The 15,854-nt window shown below is 68.8% G+C and carries 14 protein-coding genes and 1 pseudogene; 7 read left to right on the forward strand and 8 right to left on the reverse strand.

The window, feature by feature from the left end; translation table 11 throughout:
* Window positions 1-3: 3 nt before the first annotated feature.
* From ACZ5BM_RS01890 to ACZ5BM_RS01905, 4 genes are all read right to left on the reverse strand, one after another.
* Window positions 4-1,401 (reverse strand): 3-oxoacyl-ACP reductase, encoded by a 1,398-nt coding sequence (locus ACZ5BM_RS01890; RefSeq protein WP_498909653.1) that lies wholly within the window; start codon window positions 1,399-1,401, stop codon window positions 4-6.
* On the reverse strand, window positions 1,398-3,902 hold the full coding sequence (locus ACZ5BM_RS01895; RefSeq protein WP_498909654.1) for an acyl-CoA dehydrogenase: 2,505 nt from the start codon (window positions 3,900-3,902) through the stop codon (window positions 1,398-1,400). The genes ACZ5BM_RS01890 and ACZ5BM_RS01895 overlap by 4 nt, the downstream gene beginning before the upstream one ends.
* A complete protein-coding gene (locus ACZ5BM_RS01900; protein ID WP_498909655.1) occupies window positions 3,899-4,666 on the reverse strand; it encodes a TetR/AcrR family transcriptional regulator in 768 nt (255 codons plus the stop codon). Before ACZ5BM_RS01900 ends, ACZ5BM_RS01895 begins: the two co-directional genes overlap by 4 nt.
* A gap of 81 nt (window positions 4,667-4,747) precedes the next feature.
* Window positions 4,748-5,893, reverse strand: a complete 1,146-nt coding sequence (locus ACZ5BM_RS01905; protein ID WP_498909656.1) for a GNAT family N-acetyltransferase — start codon at window positions 5,891-5,893, stop codon at window positions 4,748-4,750.
* 34 nt (window positions 5,894-5,927) lie between these two features.
* Here ACZ5BM_RS01905 and ACZ5BM_RS01910 point away from each other — a divergent pair, with 34 nt between their 5' ends.
* Together ACZ5BM_RS01910 and ACZ5BM_RS01915 are read left to right on the forward strand one after the other, a co-directional pair.
* Window positions 5,928-6,761: an SDR family NAD(P)-dependent oxidoreductase gene (locus tag ACZ5BM_RS01910; protein ID WP_498909657.1), complete on the forward strand. Its 834-nt coding sequence runs from the start codon at window positions 5,928-5,930 to the stop codon at window positions 6,759-6,761.
* 129 nt (window positions 6,762-6,890) lie between these two features.
* Window positions 6,891-8,087 (forward strand): aminotransferase class I/II-fold pyridoxal phosphate-dependent enzyme, encoded by a 1,197-nt coding sequence (locus ACZ5BM_RS01915; protein ID WP_498909658.1) that lies wholly within the window; start codon window positions 6,891-6,893, stop codon window positions 8,085-8,087.
* Window positions 8,088-8,144: 57 nt separating this feature from the next.
* Here ACZ5BM_RS01915 and ACZ5BM_RS01920 read toward each other — a convergent pair whose 3' ends face one another.
* Together ACZ5BM_RS01920 and ACZ5BM_RS01925 are read right to left on the reverse strand one after the other, a co-directional pair.
* The gene (locus tag ACZ5BM_RS01920; protein ID WP_498909659.1) at window positions 8,145-9,056 is read right to left on the reverse strand and encodes a hypothetical protein; all 912 of its coding nucleotides are present in this window, start codon (window positions 9,054-9,056) and stop codon (window positions 8,145-8,147) included.
* Entirely contained in the window at window positions 9,053-10,024 is a 972-nt protein-coding gene (locus tag ACZ5BM_RS01925) for a diacylglycerol kinase family protein (RefSeq protein WP_498909660.1), read from the reverse strand. The genes ACZ5BM_RS01920 and ACZ5BM_RS01925 overlap by 4 nt, the downstream gene beginning before the upstream one ends.
* A 66-nt stretch (window positions 10,025-10,090) precedes the next feature.
* Here ACZ5BM_RS01925 and ACZ5BM_RS01930 point away from each other — a divergent pair, with 66 nt between their 5' ends.
* Entirely contained in the window at window positions 10,091-11,005 is a 915-nt protein-coding gene (locus ACZ5BM_RS01930; RefSeq protein WP_498909661.1) for a metallophosphoesterase family protein, read from the forward strand.
* A 13-nt stretch (window positions 11,006-11,018) separates the two neighbouring features.
* On the opposite strand, the gene ACZ5BM_RS01935 is transcribed toward ACZ5BM_RS01930, so the two are convergent.
* Window positions 11,019-11,591, reverse strand: coding sequence for a DUF2141 domain-containing protein (locus tag ACZ5BM_RS01935; RefSeq protein WP_498909662.1), 573 nt, complete (start codon window positions 11,589-11,591; stop codon window positions 11,019-11,021).
* 41 nt (window positions 11,592-11,632) lie between these two features.
* Between ACZ5BM_RS01935 and ACZ5BM_RS01940 the strand changes: the two genes are divergently transcribed.
* From ACZ5BM_RS01940 to ACZ5BM_RS01955, 4 genes are all read left to right on the forward strand, one after another.
* Window positions 11,633-12,868, forward strand: a complete 1,236-nt coding sequence (locus ACZ5BM_RS01940; protein WP_498909663.1) for an LptF/LptG family permease — start codon at window positions 11,633-11,635, stop codon at window positions 12,866-12,868.
* Window positions 12,868-13,926, forward strand: a complete 1,059-nt coding sequence (locus tag ACZ5BM_RS01945; protein ID WP_498911445.1) for an LptF/LptG family permease — start codon at window positions 12,868-12,870, stop codon at window positions 13,924-13,926. The genes ACZ5BM_RS01940 and ACZ5BM_RS01945 overlap by 1 nt, the downstream gene beginning before the upstream one ends.
* 84 nt (window positions 13,927-14,010) lie before the next feature.
* Entirely contained in the window at window positions 14,011-14,772 is a 762-nt protein-coding gene (locus ACZ5BM_RS01950) for a sterol desaturase family protein (RefSeq protein ID WP_498909664.1), read from the forward strand.
* A gap of 4 nt (window positions 14,773-14,776) precedes the next feature.
* Entirely contained in the window at window positions 14,777-15,544 is a 768-nt protein-coding gene (locus ACZ5BM_RS01955; protein WP_498909665.1) for a nucleotidyltransferase family protein, read from the forward strand.
* 10 nt (window positions 15,545-15,554) lie between these two features.
* On the opposite strand, the pseudogene ACZ5BM_RS01960 reads toward ACZ5BM_RS01955, so the two are convergent.
* Window positions 15,555-15,743 (reverse strand): annotated as a pseudogene (locus ACZ5BM_RS01960) (transposase); the annotation flags it as partial.
* Between the last annotated feature and the right edge of the window lie 111 nt (window positions 15,744-15,854).

Genomic DNA, 15,854 nt, shown 5'->3' on the forward strand with positions numbered 1-15,854 from the left:
TGCTCACGCCCCCAACAGGCTCTGGCCGCAGACGCGAATGGTCTGCCCGTTCACGCCCGCGCTGTCGCGATCCGCGAGCCAGGCGATCGCTTCCGCCACGTCGATTGGCCGGCCGCCCTGCCCCATCGCGTTCAAACGGCGCCCGGCCTCGCGGATGGCGAACGGAATCGTCGCGGTCATGCGGGTCTCGATGAAGCCCGGCGCCACCGCATTGATGGTCGCACCCGCTTCCCGCGCGGTCGGCGCCAGACGCTTCACCAGACCGATCAGCGCGGCCTTGGACAAGGCATAGTTGGTCTGGCCCAGATTGCCTGCGATTCCGCTCAGGGACGACACGCACACGACGCGCCCATTCGGTTTCAGGCCGTTCCCAGACAGCAATGTCTCCGTGATGCGCAGCGGCGCTTCCAGATTCACCGCCATCACCTCGTCCCAGCGCGCGCGATCCATGCGGGCGATGGTCTTGTCGCGGGTGATGCCGGCATTGTGCACCACCACGTCAAAGCCGCCGCAGGATTTCGCGTGCGACAGAACCGCATCCGCCGCTCCGGCCGCGGTGATGTCGAGTGGCAGCGCGACACCGTCGAGACGCTGCGCCGTTTCCGCAACCTTGTCGGCTACGGCGGGAACGTCGAGGACCACCACCTGATCCCCGCGGGCGGCGAACAGTTCGGCGATGGATGCACCGATGCCCTGTGCCGCGCCGGTCACCAGAACGGTGCGCCGCCCCGTTTCGCCACTTGGCGACGCGCCACCACCATCGATCCGCACCACCTGGCCGGACACATAGGCAGAGGCAGGCGACAGCAGGAACCGCACCGTGCTGCGGATCGCGGATTCCGCACCGGGCGCCACCTCGACCAGCTGCACGGCGATGGCGCGTCGTGCTTCCTTGCCGAGCGAGCGCGTGAAGCCCTCCAATCCGCGCTGTACCGCCGCCGCTTCCGCCGTTCCGGCGCTGTCCGGCGGCGTCGACAGCACCACGATGCGGCCGTTCGGCCCGACCGCGCGGATGCCGTCATGGAAAAAGCGATACAGCGCGCCCAGCTCGTCCACCGTTTCGATCCCGGTGGCGTCGAACACCAGCGCGCCCGTTCGTCCGCTGCGTTCGCCGAAGCGTGCGGTCATCAGGCCATGCGCCTGCGCCGCCTCGCGCCAGCGCTCCGCATCGCGATGATAGAACGACACCACATGCTCGGCGGCGAAGCATTCCGCCAACGCCGGCAGCAGACGGGCGCCTTTCGCGGCTCCGACCAGCACCGGGCGCGCCTTGGACGCGCGATCGCCGGTGCGGACCAGACGCAACGGCGTCGGCAGTCCCAGTCGTTTCGCCAGCACGCGGCCGACCGGCCCGTTGACGAACTCGAGATAACGGTCGCCGGACGGCTTTGCGGCGCTCATTCGGCGGCATCCTGCACGGATGGAACATGGCTCCGTTCCATCACCGTGCGCATGTTGTCGGCGGCACCGAAATCGGACGGGAAGTCGTCGACCTGAACCACGAGATCGGCATGTTCCACGAACCGGGCGATCACGGCGCGCTCGGCCGCGTCGATCAGACCCAGCGACTGCGCACGATCGGCCCACGCATCCAGCCGCCCCAGATCCTGCGGCAGGCGCGCGACGCGCTTGCTCGCGATCTCGCTCTTCAAACGGCGCTCGATCGCCTCGATCTGCGGATACAACGCGAACGCCACCTCGCCCGCGGCGATGCGGTCGACCTCCATCCGCGGCGTCCAGCTATCGGCCAGCAGACGGCGGCGCGTCGGATTGTCCGTGCGCAGCAGAGTGGCGATGCGGGCGCCGGTCGCGTCGTCGGGCTTGGGCAGATGCAGGCCGAACGGAAAGGCGAGCGCGCGAACGAAAGCCGCGGCGAGACGGTTCGGGTAGTTGTCGAGCACGCCCTCGACCGCTTCGCCGGCGCGGTGGAAGGAATCGTCCAGCGCCCAGCGCACCAGCGGCAGATCTTCCGCCGGGCGCCCGTCATCCTCGAAACGCTTCAGGATCGAGGAGATGATGAAGAGCTGCGACAGCAGATCGCCCAGGCGGCCGGTGATGGCCTCGCGGCGCTTCAGCGTGCCGCCGAGCGACGCCATGGAAATGTCGGCGAGCAGGGCAAGCGCGGTGGAAAGCCGCGTGGCGCGGCGGTAATCGCCGCTCAGCTGCGGCGCCGCATTGCGGGGTGCCGCGATAAACAGGCCGCCGGTGAGCGCGAACATCAGCGCCCGCGCCATGTTGCGGAACACGAAACCGAAATGCCCGAACAACGCGCGGTCGAACCTGGTCAGCGCGCCGTCACTGCGATCCGATGCCGTCCGCATCAGCGTCAACACGAACGGATGGCAGCGAATGGCGCCCTGCCCGAAGATGATCAGGGCGCGCGTCATGATGTTCGCGCCCTCGACGGTGATGGCGATCGGGATCTGCTGATATGCGCGGGCGAGGAAGTTGCCCGGGCCCATGCAGATGCCCTTGCCGCCGATCACGTCCATGCCGTCGTTGACGATGATGCGCGCGCGTTCCGTGACGTGGTACTTGGCAATCGCCGAGATCACAGACGGCTTCTCGCCCTGATCCAACGCGGCGGCGGACAGACGACGCACCGCATCGATCGCGTAGAGATGGCCGCCCATCCGGGCCAGCGGTTCCTGCACCGCCTCGAACTGCGCCACAGGCATGTTGAACTGGCGACGTATGGCGGCGTATCCGCTCACGCCGCGCAGGGCGAGCTTGCTCATGCCGACATTGGAAGACGGCAGGGAAATCGCCCGTCCGGCGGCGAGGCACTCCATCAGCATGCGCCAGCCATTGCCGACCTGTGCGCGCCCGCCGATCACCATGTCCAGCGGCACGAACACGTCGTCTCCGGTGGTGGGGCCGTTCTGGAACACGGCGTTCAGCGGCCAATGACGGCGGCCGATCACGACGCCCGGATGGTCGCGCGGGATCAGCGCGCAGGTGATGCCCAGATCGGCCTTGTTGCCGAGCAGCCCGTCCGGGTCGTGCGCCCGGAACGCCAGACCGAGCACGGTGGCGATCGGCGCCAGCGTGATGTAGCGCTTGCGCCAGGTGACGCGGAAGCCGAGCACCTCCTGACCCTCGAACGTGCCGATGCAGACCACGCCGCTATCGGTGATGGAGGCGGCGTCCGATCCCGCATAGGGATTCGTCAGAGCGAAGCACGGGATGTCGTCACCGCGCGCCAGGCGCGGCAGGTAGTGGTTCTTCTGCTGTTCGGTGCCGTAGTGCAGAAGAAGCTCGGCCGGACCGAGCGAGTTCGGCACCATCACCGACACCGCTGCGGCGGAGCAGCGCGTGGACAGCTTCTGGATCACCTGGCTGTGCGCATAGGCGGAGAATTCGAGCCCGCCGTAACGGCGGGGGATGATCATGCCAAGGAAGCCCTTCTGCTTCGCGAACGCCCAGGCCTCCGGCGGAAGGTCCTGCCACAGGCTGGTCGCATCCCAGTCGTTCGACAGATCGCAGAGCTGTTCGGTCTCGTTGTCGAGGAAGCTCTGCTCCTCGGCAGAGAGCGACGGCGGCGCCGATTTCAGCAGCACGTTCCAGTCCGGACGGCCGGAGAACAAGGCCGCATCCCACCACACCGTGCCGGCCTCGATGGCAGCACTTTCGGTGTCGCTCATCTTCGGCATGATGCCGCGGAACACCGGACGCAGCCTGCGCGACAGAAGCGCACGCCGCAGCGGCACGATCGCCACCACCAGCATCGGCAGCACCAGCAGCGCGGCAAGCACCACAGCAGTCACGATGCCGATCAGATGCGACACGAAACCGACGGCGATCCACAGCACGAGCGCCACGACCCAGAGCGCAGCCGATGCACCGGCGAAACACAGCGCGAACGCGCCGAGAAGAAAAGCGACGATCCAGACGGCGATCATGGGGAACCCTCCCGGTCCGATCCCGAGCGCGCTTCTGTCGGCGGCGCTTCGGCGAAGGCGAAGATTTCGGTGAAAGCGGTGTTGTCCGCACGCAGAGGCGCGGTGAGCGCGCCGCTCATCAGACTGCCCAGACTGCCGAGAAGCCTGCGCTCGCTCTGCACCGGACCCAGCCCGCCGCGCGAGAACGCCGCCAGAAGATCCGGCAGTTCGGGACCGGCGATGAGCCCGGCCACGGATTTCAACACTACGGCCAGACGCAGGCGCAGATCCGGTCGCGGCAGATGCGGCAGGGTCCGGGCGAACGCATCCAGAAAGCGGGTCGTCACCGCCTCGTAGCGATGCTTCACGAAAGCGGTGACGATCGGCGACGGATCGGAATAGGCGCGTCCGAAGAACTGAACGCCGCGCAGCACGTCCTCGCCATCCCCGTGCGCGAGACGGAGCGCCGGCACGAACATCGCCGCGAGCACGTGATCCACCGTGAGCTGCCGGTCCGGCCAACGCCGTTCGCATTCGCTCAGCATGCGGCCGCGCTCGTCATTGAGGGGATCGAGCCTGCGCCCGAGCAGCGCTTCAACCAGACGGTCCTTGTTGCCGAAATGGTAGTTCACGGCGGCGATGTTGACGCCGGCGCTGCTGGTGACCGCACGGAGCGACATGTCGTCGGCGCCATGGGACACGAACAGAAGCTCCGCCGCGTCGAGAATGCGACGCTTGGTATCCCCCTCGGGGAAAAGCTCGGTCCTGACGGCCTGCCCGCTCATGTCCGTGTTATGGACCTACCGCCGGACCGGAATCAAGCGGTCGTTTGAAGCACTCTTTCGAGAGCGGAACCCGGCCTCCGGTCAGTCCAGCGCCCGCTCGTAGATGCGGAACACCTTGTTCGGCTCGGGCGAAAGGCGTTCGATCAGCCGTCGCATGCGGTGATTGTCCTCCAGCACCCAGCCCAGCTCTACGGTCCGCAACGGCATGGTCCGGCCGCGACGCATCAGCTCGGCCACGATCAGGGACGGCATCATCGCGCCCAGAGTGGTGTTGCGCAGCGAGGCCGAGATGCCCAGCAGGAGCACGCGACCCGAGCGGAAGCGGTGGCGCAGCAGCCGCGTCGCCAGCTTGACCCAGCCGATCGGGCCGGGACTGCCGCCCAGATCGCCCACCACGTCGTAGATGTTGGGGAGTACCAGCGCGAAGCCGATCGGCTCGCCGTCGCGCTCCACCATCACCAGATGCTCCGGCCGGATCAGCGGCTTCAGCTCCTTCACCATCGCGTCGACATCGTCGTCGGTGATCGGTACGAAGCCCCAGTTCTCATGCCAGGCATCGTTGAACAGCCGGCCCATGATGGCGGCATCCTCCGCCAGACGGTCGGGACGCAATTCCCGCACCGACAGGCCGGAGCCGCTCTCGCTCAGGCGCATGCGCCCGACCGGCAGCGCCGCTTCCGCCGCGGGCCCGACCTCGAGTTCGTAGGACACGAGATCCTTCGCCTTGGCGAGACCGGCCGCTTCCAGAAGCGGGCCGAGATAGGCCGGATGCCAGGGCGACATCAGCATCGGCCGCTCCTCCTGCCCCTTCACCAGGAGCCCGGCCTCGCCGTTCATGGACAACAGGAACGGACCGCGCATCGCGCGCATGTTCTCCCCGCGTAGCCAGTCCGCCGCCGCCTCCACCAGCGCCCGCACCACCTCGGCGTCGTCTACGGCGTCGATCGCGCCGAACATGCCGATGCGGTCCCCCCAGTGCAGCACGGCCAGCGGCGAGACCTGCGCCGAGATGCGGCCGACGCAGTCGCCCCCCCGCAGCGCGAGAAAGAAACATGCCCGCCCCTCCTTGAAGAAGGACGCGCTCCTGGGGGACATCATGCCGCGTCGCTCCAGATCGAGCGGCGGCACGAAGCCGGGCAGGCCGCGATAGATCCGGCGTGGCAGGCGCAGAAAGCGTTGCATCTGTCCGCGTGTTTCGACCGGAACGATCGACAGGGCAGGTTTCATGCTGACGGGTTTCTCCCGGAAGGATATCGGACAGATGAGCGTCACCGGCATGACGGGCAAGCAACGCCGACGCAACCCTGGCGTAAAAGACACCGGTTTCGCGCCGGGCACGGTCCTGGTCACGGGCGCGTCCAGCGGCATCGGTGCGGCGCTGGCGCTCCGATACGCAGCACCTGGGCGGCGCCTGTTGTTGTGGGGACGCGACCGGGAGCGGCTGGAGCGGACCGCCGAGGCCTGCCGGGCGCGCGGCGCGGACACGAAGACCCGCAGCATCGACCTCGCCGAGCAGGACCGCGTGTTGAGCGCCTTGCGGGAAGACGACGAGGCCGATCCGGTCTCGCTGCTGATCCTCGCCGCCGGGCTGGGCGACATGCGGGCGGCGGATGCGGTGACGGAAGAACCGGAAACGGTTCTGCGCCTGGGCGCGGTCAATTTCTCCGTGCCGGCGGCGATGGCAACGCTGGTCGGCGGCCGGATGGCGGCGCGCGGGGGCGGCCGGATCGCCCTGATCGGTTCCGTAGCGGCCTTTCACGATCTCCCCTACGCCGGCGCCTATGCCGGCTCCAAGGCAGGGCTGGCCCGCTTCGCAGGCGCGCTGCGTCTGGGGCTGGAGAAGCGTGGCGTCGGCGTCGTGCTGATCTCGCCCGGCTTCGTGGACACGCCGATGAGCCGGCGGGTCCGCAGCGCCAAGCCGTTCCTCCTTCCGGTCGATACGGCTGCCGACCGAATGGCGATTGCCATCGACCGGAACGATCCCCATCTGTTATTACCGTGGCCGTTTGCCGTGCTCGGCGGGCTCAGCGTCATGCTGCCGCCGTTCATGCGCAGGGCGATCTTGCGTCGCACCCGCGCGGAGCCGGCCGGATAGCAAGCCGAGGCGCGCCGTCCGCTCCCGAACCCGGTCAAGCTTGGCCGTTGGTTACGGGATGTTATAGTTTGATGGCAGGCTTCGGGGCCGGACAGGCGCCGGAGCGGGTTTCGAGGATTTTTTGCAGCCATGCGCCTGGTCGAATTCGCCGATCGCCGGTTCCGCCTTGCCGGCCGTGACGTTCTGGGCCGTGTCCGGCACTTCATGGGCTCGTTCGACGCGCTGCGGGAGGGTGCCGAGGGATCGCTGGTGAGCTTCGGCGCCTATGATTATCTCGGTTTGTCCGCGGATGAGCGCGTTCGCGAGGCCGCTGCCGGGGCGGCTCTGCATGTCGGCGTCGGCGTCTCGGCCTCGCGCATGATCGGCGGCGAGCGGAACTTCCATGCTGATCTGGAGGCCAATCTGGCCGCCTTCGTCGGCACGGAGGCCAGCCTGTGTCTGGTCAGCGGCTACCTCACCAATCTGTCTCTGGTGCAGCATCTCCTGGGCTCGCGCGACCTGCTGGTGATCGACGAGTTGTCGCACAACAGCATCGTTTCCGGCGCGTCGGCCTCCCGCGCCCGAACGATTACCTTTCGTCACAACGATCTCGACCATCTGGAGGAGATCCTGGCCACACAGCGCGGCGCGCATGCGCGCTGTCTGATCGTGGTGGAAGGCCTCTACAGCATGGACGGCGACATTCCCGACCTGCCGCGCCTGATCGCCATGAAGCATGCCCATGATTGCTGGCTGATGGTGGACGAGGCGCATTCCATCGGCGTCCTGGGGGAAACGGGACGCGGCATCTCCGAGCATTGGGGCACCGATCCCCGCGAGATCGACCTGATCGTCGGCACGCTGTCCAAGGCATTCGTGTCTTGCGGCGGTTTCGTCGCTGGAGAGGCCAGGGTGTTGGAATGGCTGCATTTCACCCTGCCCGGCTTCGTGTTCAGCGTCGGCATGGCACCGCCGATCGCCGCAGCGGCCGACATGGCGCTGCAGGTCCTGAAGGACGAGCCGTGGCGCATCGCCCGGCTGCGCACCCTGTCCGCCCATTTCGTGGCCGAGGCGACCCGGCTCGGGCTCGATTGCGGCCCGTCGCGCGGCCACGGGGTCGTGCCGCTGTTCTTCCGCGACAACGAGGAAACGGTGATCTGCGCAGAAGCGCTGCTGAGCCAGGGCTTCTATTGTCCGCCGATCGTCCAGGTCGGCGTGCCGCGTGACCAGCCGCGGCTGCGCTTCTTTCTGTCGGCCGCCCATACCGAGGCAAACGTTACGGCGGCGCTCGAAGTGGTCGCCGCCGCGCGCAATAGCGAGAGCAATCAGGAACGTCTCGCTTCCTGATCTTTTAAAAACAGATGCTTATCGCGATTGTCTGCGGCCGCAGATGAGTATGCCCGGTCAGTTCTGATCGAACATCCGGCGCCGGGCGCGCCGATGTGCCAGCAACAGCCCCGGCGCACCCAGGAGCGGATGGCGGTGCTGCCAGCCGGTCGGCCGGATCACCACGCCGGTATGACGACCGAGCTTGCCGCTGATGTAGTCGGCACCACCGTCGAAGGTGAAGGCTGCTTTTACCAAACGGGCCAGATTTAAGGGCTTGCCGGCAAGTCTTCGTGCTCGCCATGAAGCGTGGCGATCCGGTACTCCGGCGTCCATCGCGACGGCATCGCTGATCGCATCGAACCAGCCCCGGTTGGCCCGATAGACCTGGGCGCTGCGGTCGCCGCGTTCCGGCCGCAATTCCAGTCGGTAGGTCGCAGAGAACAGGGAGCGCCAACGGTCTTCCGAACGCGTCGTCCCCGGCGCCAGGGCTGCGGCCCATCCCGCCGCGGTCCGCATGCCCTCTGCCACGGTCATGACCGCCCAGCGCCGCACCTCTTCGTCGGCGGCATACGCCAGCGAGGCCGGCTGACAGAACCGAGTCCAGATCGTGGTGTCGAGCGTCTCGCCCCGCATGCGCCGGGCGAAGGCGCGGCGCGACATCACCGCTACCTTGGCCCTGATCGCGCCTTTCGGGTCCGGCACGCTCACGAACAGGACGTTCGGCGGCAGCAGCCGGTTGAACAGCGCCGGAACCGGGCCGCGATGAAACGCCCGATGCGAGTCGAACAGCACGTAGAGATCGAGCAGTCCGCCGATATCGCCTTCGCGACGATGCGAGCCGTAGAACAGGATGCAGCGCACCGCCGCGCCGTGCCTGCGCCTGATCTCCTCGACGATCAGCCGCGCCGCATCCGGAACCGGCCGTGACAGTTCCGCCTCGGCCAATCGCGCGAGGGCACCGGACGATGCGTCCGCCACCACCGTCACGCGCTGACGATCGTCACCGCTCCGCCATCCGACAGCACCACGCCGCCGGCGCCGGGCTCGAAGAACTCGCCGTCGAGCACGAACGGGCCGCCGAGGCGCAGCGCGATCCGGCCGGACAGGCCGGTACGCCGTTCGCCGCGGCGGGTGGTGCCGGCGCCCTGGCGGAACACCATGCCCAGCAGGATCCGGAACAGGCCGCGTGCCGGCGCATCGATGTCGAGCCAGCGTATGGTTCTGCCTTTCCGCTTGCCGTCGGGAACCACGCGCCGCCCGAACGGCCAGAATCCGAGCATCAGACGGTCCAGCGTGGTGGCCAGGATCACGAAGCCGCGCCCCGATTTCGGCTGGGCATCGTCGGGTGCGAACACACGCTCCGTGCCGCGTCGCAGCGTGCCGCGACGGCGCAGAAGCGCGCCGGACAGGGCGGACAACACCGCCAGCGCCACCGCAGCACCGTTATGGACGCCGCTGGCATGGATCCGTTCATCCGCCAGCGCCTTGCCGTCCGCATAAAGACCTGCGCCGAAGAACAAGCCGCGCAGAGGGCGGCGCTCCGGCTCGTCCGGCCATTCCACGCGGATGGTGTTGCAGGTCTCCCGGCGCAAGGTGCCGTACTGCGCGGCCGCGGCGAGGCTGGCGAGCCCACGCGGTCCGGGCGTCACGCGTCCGAACACGCGGGCGGCCAGATTGGTGTTGCCGGTGGCCAGGATCGCGATTTCGGGCGGGGTATCGCCATAGGCGTCCGGCAGCGCGCTCAGCACGTCGCGCAGCGTGCCATCACCGCCCTGCACCACCAGCAGATCGACGCCGTTGGCGGCGAAATCGCGCAGGGTCTGGCACAGGGCGGTGCGCGTGGCAGGCTCGGCGACCCGGATCAGCGCCGAATCCTGCCCCACGGCACGATAGGAATGGCTGCGGGGATTGCCGACGATGCCGATGCGCCGCGCGCCCGGCCGACGCGGGAGCACGGCCGGCTCTTGCGGACCGGCCCCGGAAGCGACGATGTTCGCCAGGCCTGCGCGTGGAGACCGCGAATGACGCGCACCCGCTTCCATCTCGCCCACCTGTCCGATCCCCACCTGCCGTTCGATCCCATTCTCGAGGGACTCGGTGGGGAACGACTCACGATCAAGCAGCGGATGGCCCTCCAATCCTGGCAGCGCAAGCGCCGCCATATCAGCACGCTGTCGCCCGATCGCGCCTTGCGCAACGATCTGGCGGCCTTCGGAGCCGATCATGTGGCCGTCACGGGCGATCTGGTCAATCTCGGAAGCCCAATCGAATACGAACGGGCGCGGCACTGGCTGGACCGGATCGGGCCGGGCGACGCCGTCTCGGTGGTGCCCGGCAATCACGACGCCACCGCCCCTGGGTCGATGGCGGCCGGCTTCGCGCGATGGCGTCCGTTCATGGGCGACAGCGATCCCGGGGCGACCTTCCCGTTCCTGCGCGTCCGCGACACGGTGGCGTTGATCGGGCTGTGTTCCGGCGTCCCGACCCGGCCCGGCTCGGCGGCGGGACGTCTCGGTCACCGCCAGATCGCCCGCACCGCCCTGCTGCTGGAGGAAGCGCGCCGGAAGCGGTTGTTCCGCATCGTGCTGATCCATCACCCGCCGTTTCTGGGGCCGGGTGGCCCGCGCAAGGCGCTGCGCGATCGCGGCTCCCTGCGGCGCCTGCTCCGGCGGCACGGCGCGGAGCTGGTGCTGCACGGCCACCATCACCGGGCCAGCCTGGCCTATCTGCCCGGCCCGGCCGGACCGATCCCGGTGTTCGGCGTGCCGGCGGCCCTGGCCGGAACGCCGCGCCCCGAGCTGGGCGGGTGGCTGGCGCACAGCATCGCGCAGGACGATGCGGGCTGGACGCTCGACACCACGCTGCGTCGCTACGATCCCGACGCCGATCGCTTCGCGGCGGCGCGTTGCTGGCGGCATCTGCTGTTCCGGCCTTGATCGGGACGCAGGCTCAGTAGCGTAGCGCGATCGAGACCGGCGTATCCCCGGGACCGGCCTCGAAGCGCACCGAGTCGAACGATGGCGGCGCCATGAAGATCGGCGCGTTGCGGGAGAAGCCGTAGCCTTCTTCCGGCAGGCCGATCAGGGTCCGGTCGAAATGATGGTTGTCGTTCTCGTCGTGGTAGACCGCGACGGCATAGGTGCCGGGGCGCGACACCACGAAACAGCCGAGCGCGCTCGCGCCGGTCAGCGGAACTCGCTCCAGCGCGATCGACCCCTTGTGCTTCAGGAAGCGGGCCGGGTCATTACCATACAGCGTGTATGTTATGTTGCCCTTCGCGCTGTGGGCGCCGGTCACCGTGGCCAGGATGCGCGGCCGGCCCGGATCGTCCGGCCCGGTGCAGGGCCGGGCCGTTTCGGGATCGGCGGCCATGGCCGGCGCGGCCAAGAGCAGGCCGAGAAGGGAAGCGGCCAGGGCGGCCCGCTGGCGAAGCGCCGGGAGACACCCTATGTTGCGGCCGCGCCGGGGCGGCATCGCCCGCTCGGCCATGGTTTCCCTCGGTGTTCCGGTGTGATGCGCCATTCCTCCGACCTCGCGCAGCCCGCGCGCGATTGCAAGACGGCATGAGCGTCCGGAACGCCGCCTTCGGCCGGATACTGGACCGGCTGCTGGGCGGGATCATCAACCGCTATCTGCTGTCTCTCGCCGCGCGTCCGTTCCTGGGCACGCTGGCGATCGTCCTGCCGGCGCTGCTGATGGAGCGGCTGCTGCGCCTGTTCGATCTGGTCGCGAGCGAGGACGTGCCGGCCCTGTCGGTGGTGCGGATGCTCGTCGATCTGCTGCCGCATTATCTGGGCCTCGCTCTGCCGGCGGCGCTGTTCGTCGGCATCTACGCCGTGGTGGCGAAGCTGTCCGCCGACAACGAGATGGACGCGCTGCAGAACACGGGCATGTCGCTGTTCCGCATGAGCCGGCCGTTCCTGTTCATGGGGGTGGTGGCCTCCCTGCTCGGGCTCGGGCTCTACGGCGAGGTGCAGCCGCTGTCGCGCTATGCCTATCGCGCCGCCTTCCAGGCCGCGACGCAGGGAAGCTGGGACGCGACCGTGGTGCCGGGCGAGCTGATCCGCGTGTCGCGCCACCTGATGGTGACGGCGGACAAGGTGAACCGGTTCGGCGGCCGGTTGAGCCGGGTGCTGATCGACCAGCGCGGCGCCGACGGCGCGGAGAAGCTGACCACGGCGCGCACCGGCCGAATCCAGCTGTCCCGCGACGGCAGCGAGCTCTCCCTGGTCCTGCACGGCGCCACCCAGCTCGAAACCCGGCCGGGACGAGAGCCCGGTAGCACCCAGACCCCGATCGTGTCGCTGGACCGGCCGTTCAATCTGCTGCTGGCCCGGTTCCGGCCACGCGGCGCCGACGAGCGCGAGATGACCTCGCACGAGATCGCCCGCGCCGAGAAACATCCCACCGCCGCCCTGCCGCTGCACCGGCTCCAGGCGGAATGGAATGCACGCCTGGCCCGCGCGCTGGCCTTGCTGCTGATGCCGGTTCTGGCGGTCCCGCTCGGCTTGTCCGCCAAGCGGGCGCGGCGCCAGTACGGGCTGGTGGTCGGCATCGTGCTGCTGGTGCTGTTCTTCCATCTGCTGCAGCTCGCGCAATCGCTCGGCAGCGCCGGTCTCGCCGATGCACGTCCGGCGATCTGGGCGGTGATGGCGGTGTTCGCCGCCCTGTCGGTCTGGCTGTTCCATCGCGCCGGGCGCGATCCGGGCCGCAATCCGATCGATCCGCTCCTGTCCCTGCTGGAGCGCCTGCGCCCGCCGACGAAGCGACGCGCGGCCGGCGCGGGAGCCGCATCCTGATCGTCCGCCGCTATCTTTCGGGTTTGTTTCTGGTTCGCGTCGCCGGCACGCTGCTGGCGTTGACGGCGATCCTGCAACTGCTCGATCTGCTGGATCAGGCCAGCGCCATCGTGTCGCATCGCGGTGTCGGTGCGATCGGCCACTACGTGCTGCTGCGCTTCCCGTCCCTGCTGGCCGGCACCGTGCCGCTCGGCGTGCTGGCCGGGGCGATGCTGTGCTTCAATCGCCTCGCTTCCGGCTCGGAGATGGTCGCCCTGCGCGCCACCGGCACCAGCCTCGCCCGGATCGTCCGCACCCTTTTCCCCGCCTGCGTGTCGATCGCCGCGATCCAGCTCCTGTTGCAGGCGGAGCTGGCGCCGCGCACCGAGCGCGCGCTCTCGAACTGGTGGGCCCGCACCAGCCCGCCCGAAGCGGTTCCGCACGACGAGTCGCTCTGGTTCCGCTACGGCAATCAGGTGGTGTCGTTGGGCAGCGTGTCGGCGGACGGACACGAGATCGACCGGCTGATGATCGTGCACCGCACGCCGGAGGGCGATCTGCTGGACCGGATCGACGCCGGGAGCGCAGGCTTCGAGAACGGGCGCTGGACGCTGCGGGACGTGTCGGTCGCGCGTCCGGACGGGCGGGACGCCGAGCACGCCGCCGCCCGCCCGTGGCCGGACGCGCCCTCGCCCGCCAACATGATCGACGTGGCCCGTCCGGTGATCACGCAGACGCCCGGCCGGCTGATCCGCATTCTCCACGATCGCTGGGCCAGTCCGCACGGGCCGCTCGCCGCCTGGACCGCGCTCGACAGCCTCCTGGTCGCGCTTGTCGATCCGCTGATCATGGTGCTGCTGGCGGCCCCCCTGCTTCTCGCTCCCCCCCGCGCGGGTGGAAACGGCCCGCAGATGCTGCGCGTGGTGGCGCTGGGCCTCGGCTATCTCGGCTTGTCCGGCCTTCTGGCCGCGATGGGCGACAGTGGCGCACTGCCGCCTCTGCTGGCGACCACGGCCTCGCCCCTCTTGTTCGGCGGCTTCGCCGTCGCCACCGTTCTGCAAGCGGATGCGGGCGGCTGACAGCCATTCGCGCCGGACTTGTTACAACTGATTGACATGCGGAGGGCTCTGCCGCACGCATGGCGGCGTTCGGAAGGGGTGTCGATGTACAAGCGCTGGAGGACGGACGGGCAGAGTTTCGATCTGGGCCGCATGACCCTGCGCCAGCTCGTGTCCGCCTATGGCAGCCACCCGGCGGTGCATCTCTATCTGGCCGGCGCCGCGATCGCCGGTTTCGTCGCGATCCGGGACGCCGCCGGCGTCTGGGCGCCGCTGCGCGGGGCGATTGGCACGATCCTGATCTATCCGGTGGCGTGGTATCTGATCCACCGCTTCATCCTGCACAGCCAGTTCCTGTATCGCTCGCCGCTGACGGCCGCCCTCTGGAAGCGCATCCATTTCGACCATCACCAGGATCCGTACCGGATGGACGTGCTGTTCGGCGCGCCCGTCACCACCATCCCGACCATTCTCGCCATCACCTTGCCGCTGGGCTGGCTGATCGGTCCCGGCCTCCCCGGCGCCGCTGCCGCTGCCGGGACCGGCCTGTTGATCACCTGCCTCTACGAGTTCTGCCACTGCATCCAGCATCTGAATTTCAAGCCGCGCTCGCGTCTGCTGCGCCGGATGAAGGAACTGCATCTCGCACATCATTTCCATGACGAGGACGGGAATTACGGCATCACTTCCTTCGTGGTGGACCGGCTGTTCGGCACTTACTACAGCAGCGCCAAGGCGCGCCGCCGCTCGCCGCACGTGTTCAATCTCGGCTACGACGTGCCGAAATCGCGCCTGTTTCCCTGGGTGGCGCGCCTGTCCGGCGGCCCGCCGCGCGACCGGCCGATGAGGCCCGCGGAACGATCCTGACCGCATGACCACCGCGATCGTTCTGGCCGGCAGCCGAGGCGGCGTGCCGGACGCGATGGCCGTCGCGGCCGGGCTGTCGCACAAGGCGCTGCTGCCCGTCGGCGGCGAACCGATGCTGTGCCGCGTGCTGCGTGCCGTGCGCGGCTGCGCCGGCATCGAGCGGATCGTGGTCTGCGCCGACGGGGCGAAAGCCTTGCTGGCCGCCTGCCCCGGCAACGACGACGTGCTGGGCCGGCCGCAATCGCCCTCACCCAGCCTCAGCGTCGCCGCCATGCTGGCGGAGTTCGGTGCGCCCTTGCTGATCACCACCGCCGATCACGCTCTGCTCACCCCGGCGATGCTGGAGCATCTGCTTCGGCACGCTCCTCCGGAGGCCGACGTGGTGGCCGGTGTGGCGACGGACGCGGTGGTGATGGCGGCGTTTCCGGACACGAGACGCACCTGGCTGCGGTTCCGCGACGGGCGGGTGAGTGGTTGCAACCTGTTCCTGCTGCAGACCGGTCGCGCGGACGGGGTGCTCCGCTTCTGGCGGCGCGTGGAGGAATCCCGCAAGCAGCCTGCCCGGATCGCGCGGCTGATCGGGCTCCGGGCGCTGATTCTCTACGCTACCGGGTTCGGCACCCTGCCCGCCCTGCTGCGTGTGCTGGGGCGTCGCGTCGGCGCCAGGCTGGCCGTCGTGCCCCTGCCGTTCGCCGATGCCGCGATCGACGTGGACAAGCCGGAGGATCTGGTTCTGGTGCGGCGGATCGTGGCGGAACGCGCCGGGGGATAGGGAAAAGAGCCTTCCGGAACTGCCGGTAGACCGAGCTCCACTTGCCGAAGTGATCGTGCAGGTCGCGCCAGGCCGGGCCCGTCCGTGCAATCCAGAATACCCCGTCCAGCACCAGGCGATGATCCCGTGGCCGTCGGCCGCGCCGCGGACCGGTCTCAACCACGAAAGGCGCGAAAAACGCCCACTCCTGATCAGACATCAAATCCCGAACCACCGACGCTCCTCTCAAAGAGCAGGGTTGAATCACCCCTCACGCGATTTGGGAATCCACTTCGTCAACAGAACCTAGGTTGCATCCTCGCCGTACCAG

This window comes from Lichenicola sp. GTC18331 (assembly GCF_055386855.1).

Excerpts from the sequence above, each read along its gene's own strand:
- ACZ5BM_RS01890 (WP_498909653.1), bottom strand. The coding sequence starts at position 1,401 with ATGAGCGCCGCAAAGCCGTCCGGCGACCGTTATCTCGAGTTCGTCAAC.
- ACZ5BM_RS01895 (WP_498909654.1), bottom strand. The coding sequence starts at position 3,902 with ATGATCGCCGTCTGGATCGTCGCTTTTCTTCTCGGCGCGTTCGCGCTG.
- ACZ5BM_RS01900 (WP_498909655.1), bottom strand. The coding sequence starts at position 4,666 with ATGAGCGGGCAGGCCGTCAGGACCGAGCTTTTCCCCGAGGGGGATACC.
- ACZ5BM_RS01905 (WP_498909656.1), bottom strand. The coding sequence starts at position 5,893 with ATGAAACCTGCCCTGTCGATCGTTCCGGTCGAAACACGCGGACAGATG.
- ACZ5BM_RS01910 (WP_498909657.1), top strand. The coding sequence starts at position 5,928 with ATGAGCGTCACCGGCATGACGGGCAAGCAACGCCGACGCAACCCTGGC.
- ACZ5BM_RS01915 (WP_498909658.1), top strand. The coding sequence starts at position 6,891 with ATGCGCCTGGTCGAATTCGCCGATCGCCGGTTCCGCCTTGCCGGCCGT.
- ACZ5BM_RS01930 (WP_498909661.1), top strand. The coding sequence starts at position 10,091 with ATGACGCGCACCCGCTTCCATCTCGCCCACCTGTCCGATCCCCACCTG.
- ACZ5BM_RS01935 (WP_498909662.1), bottom strand. The coding sequence starts at position 11,591 with ATGGCGCATCACACCGGAACACCGAGGGAAACCATGGCCGAGCGGGCG.
- ACZ5BM_RS01940 (WP_498909663.1), top strand. The coding sequence starts at position 11,633 with ATGAGCGTCCGGAACGCCGCCTTCGGCCGGATACTGGACCGGCTGCTG.
- ACZ5BM_RS01950 (WP_498909664.1), top strand. The coding sequence starts at position 14,011 with ATGTACAAGCGCTGGAGGACGGACGGGCAGAGTTTCGATCTGGGCCGC.
- ACZ5BM_RS01955 (WP_498909665.1), top strand. The coding sequence starts at position 14,777 with ATGACCACCGCGATCGTTCTGGCCGGCAGCCGAGGCGGCGTGCCGGAC.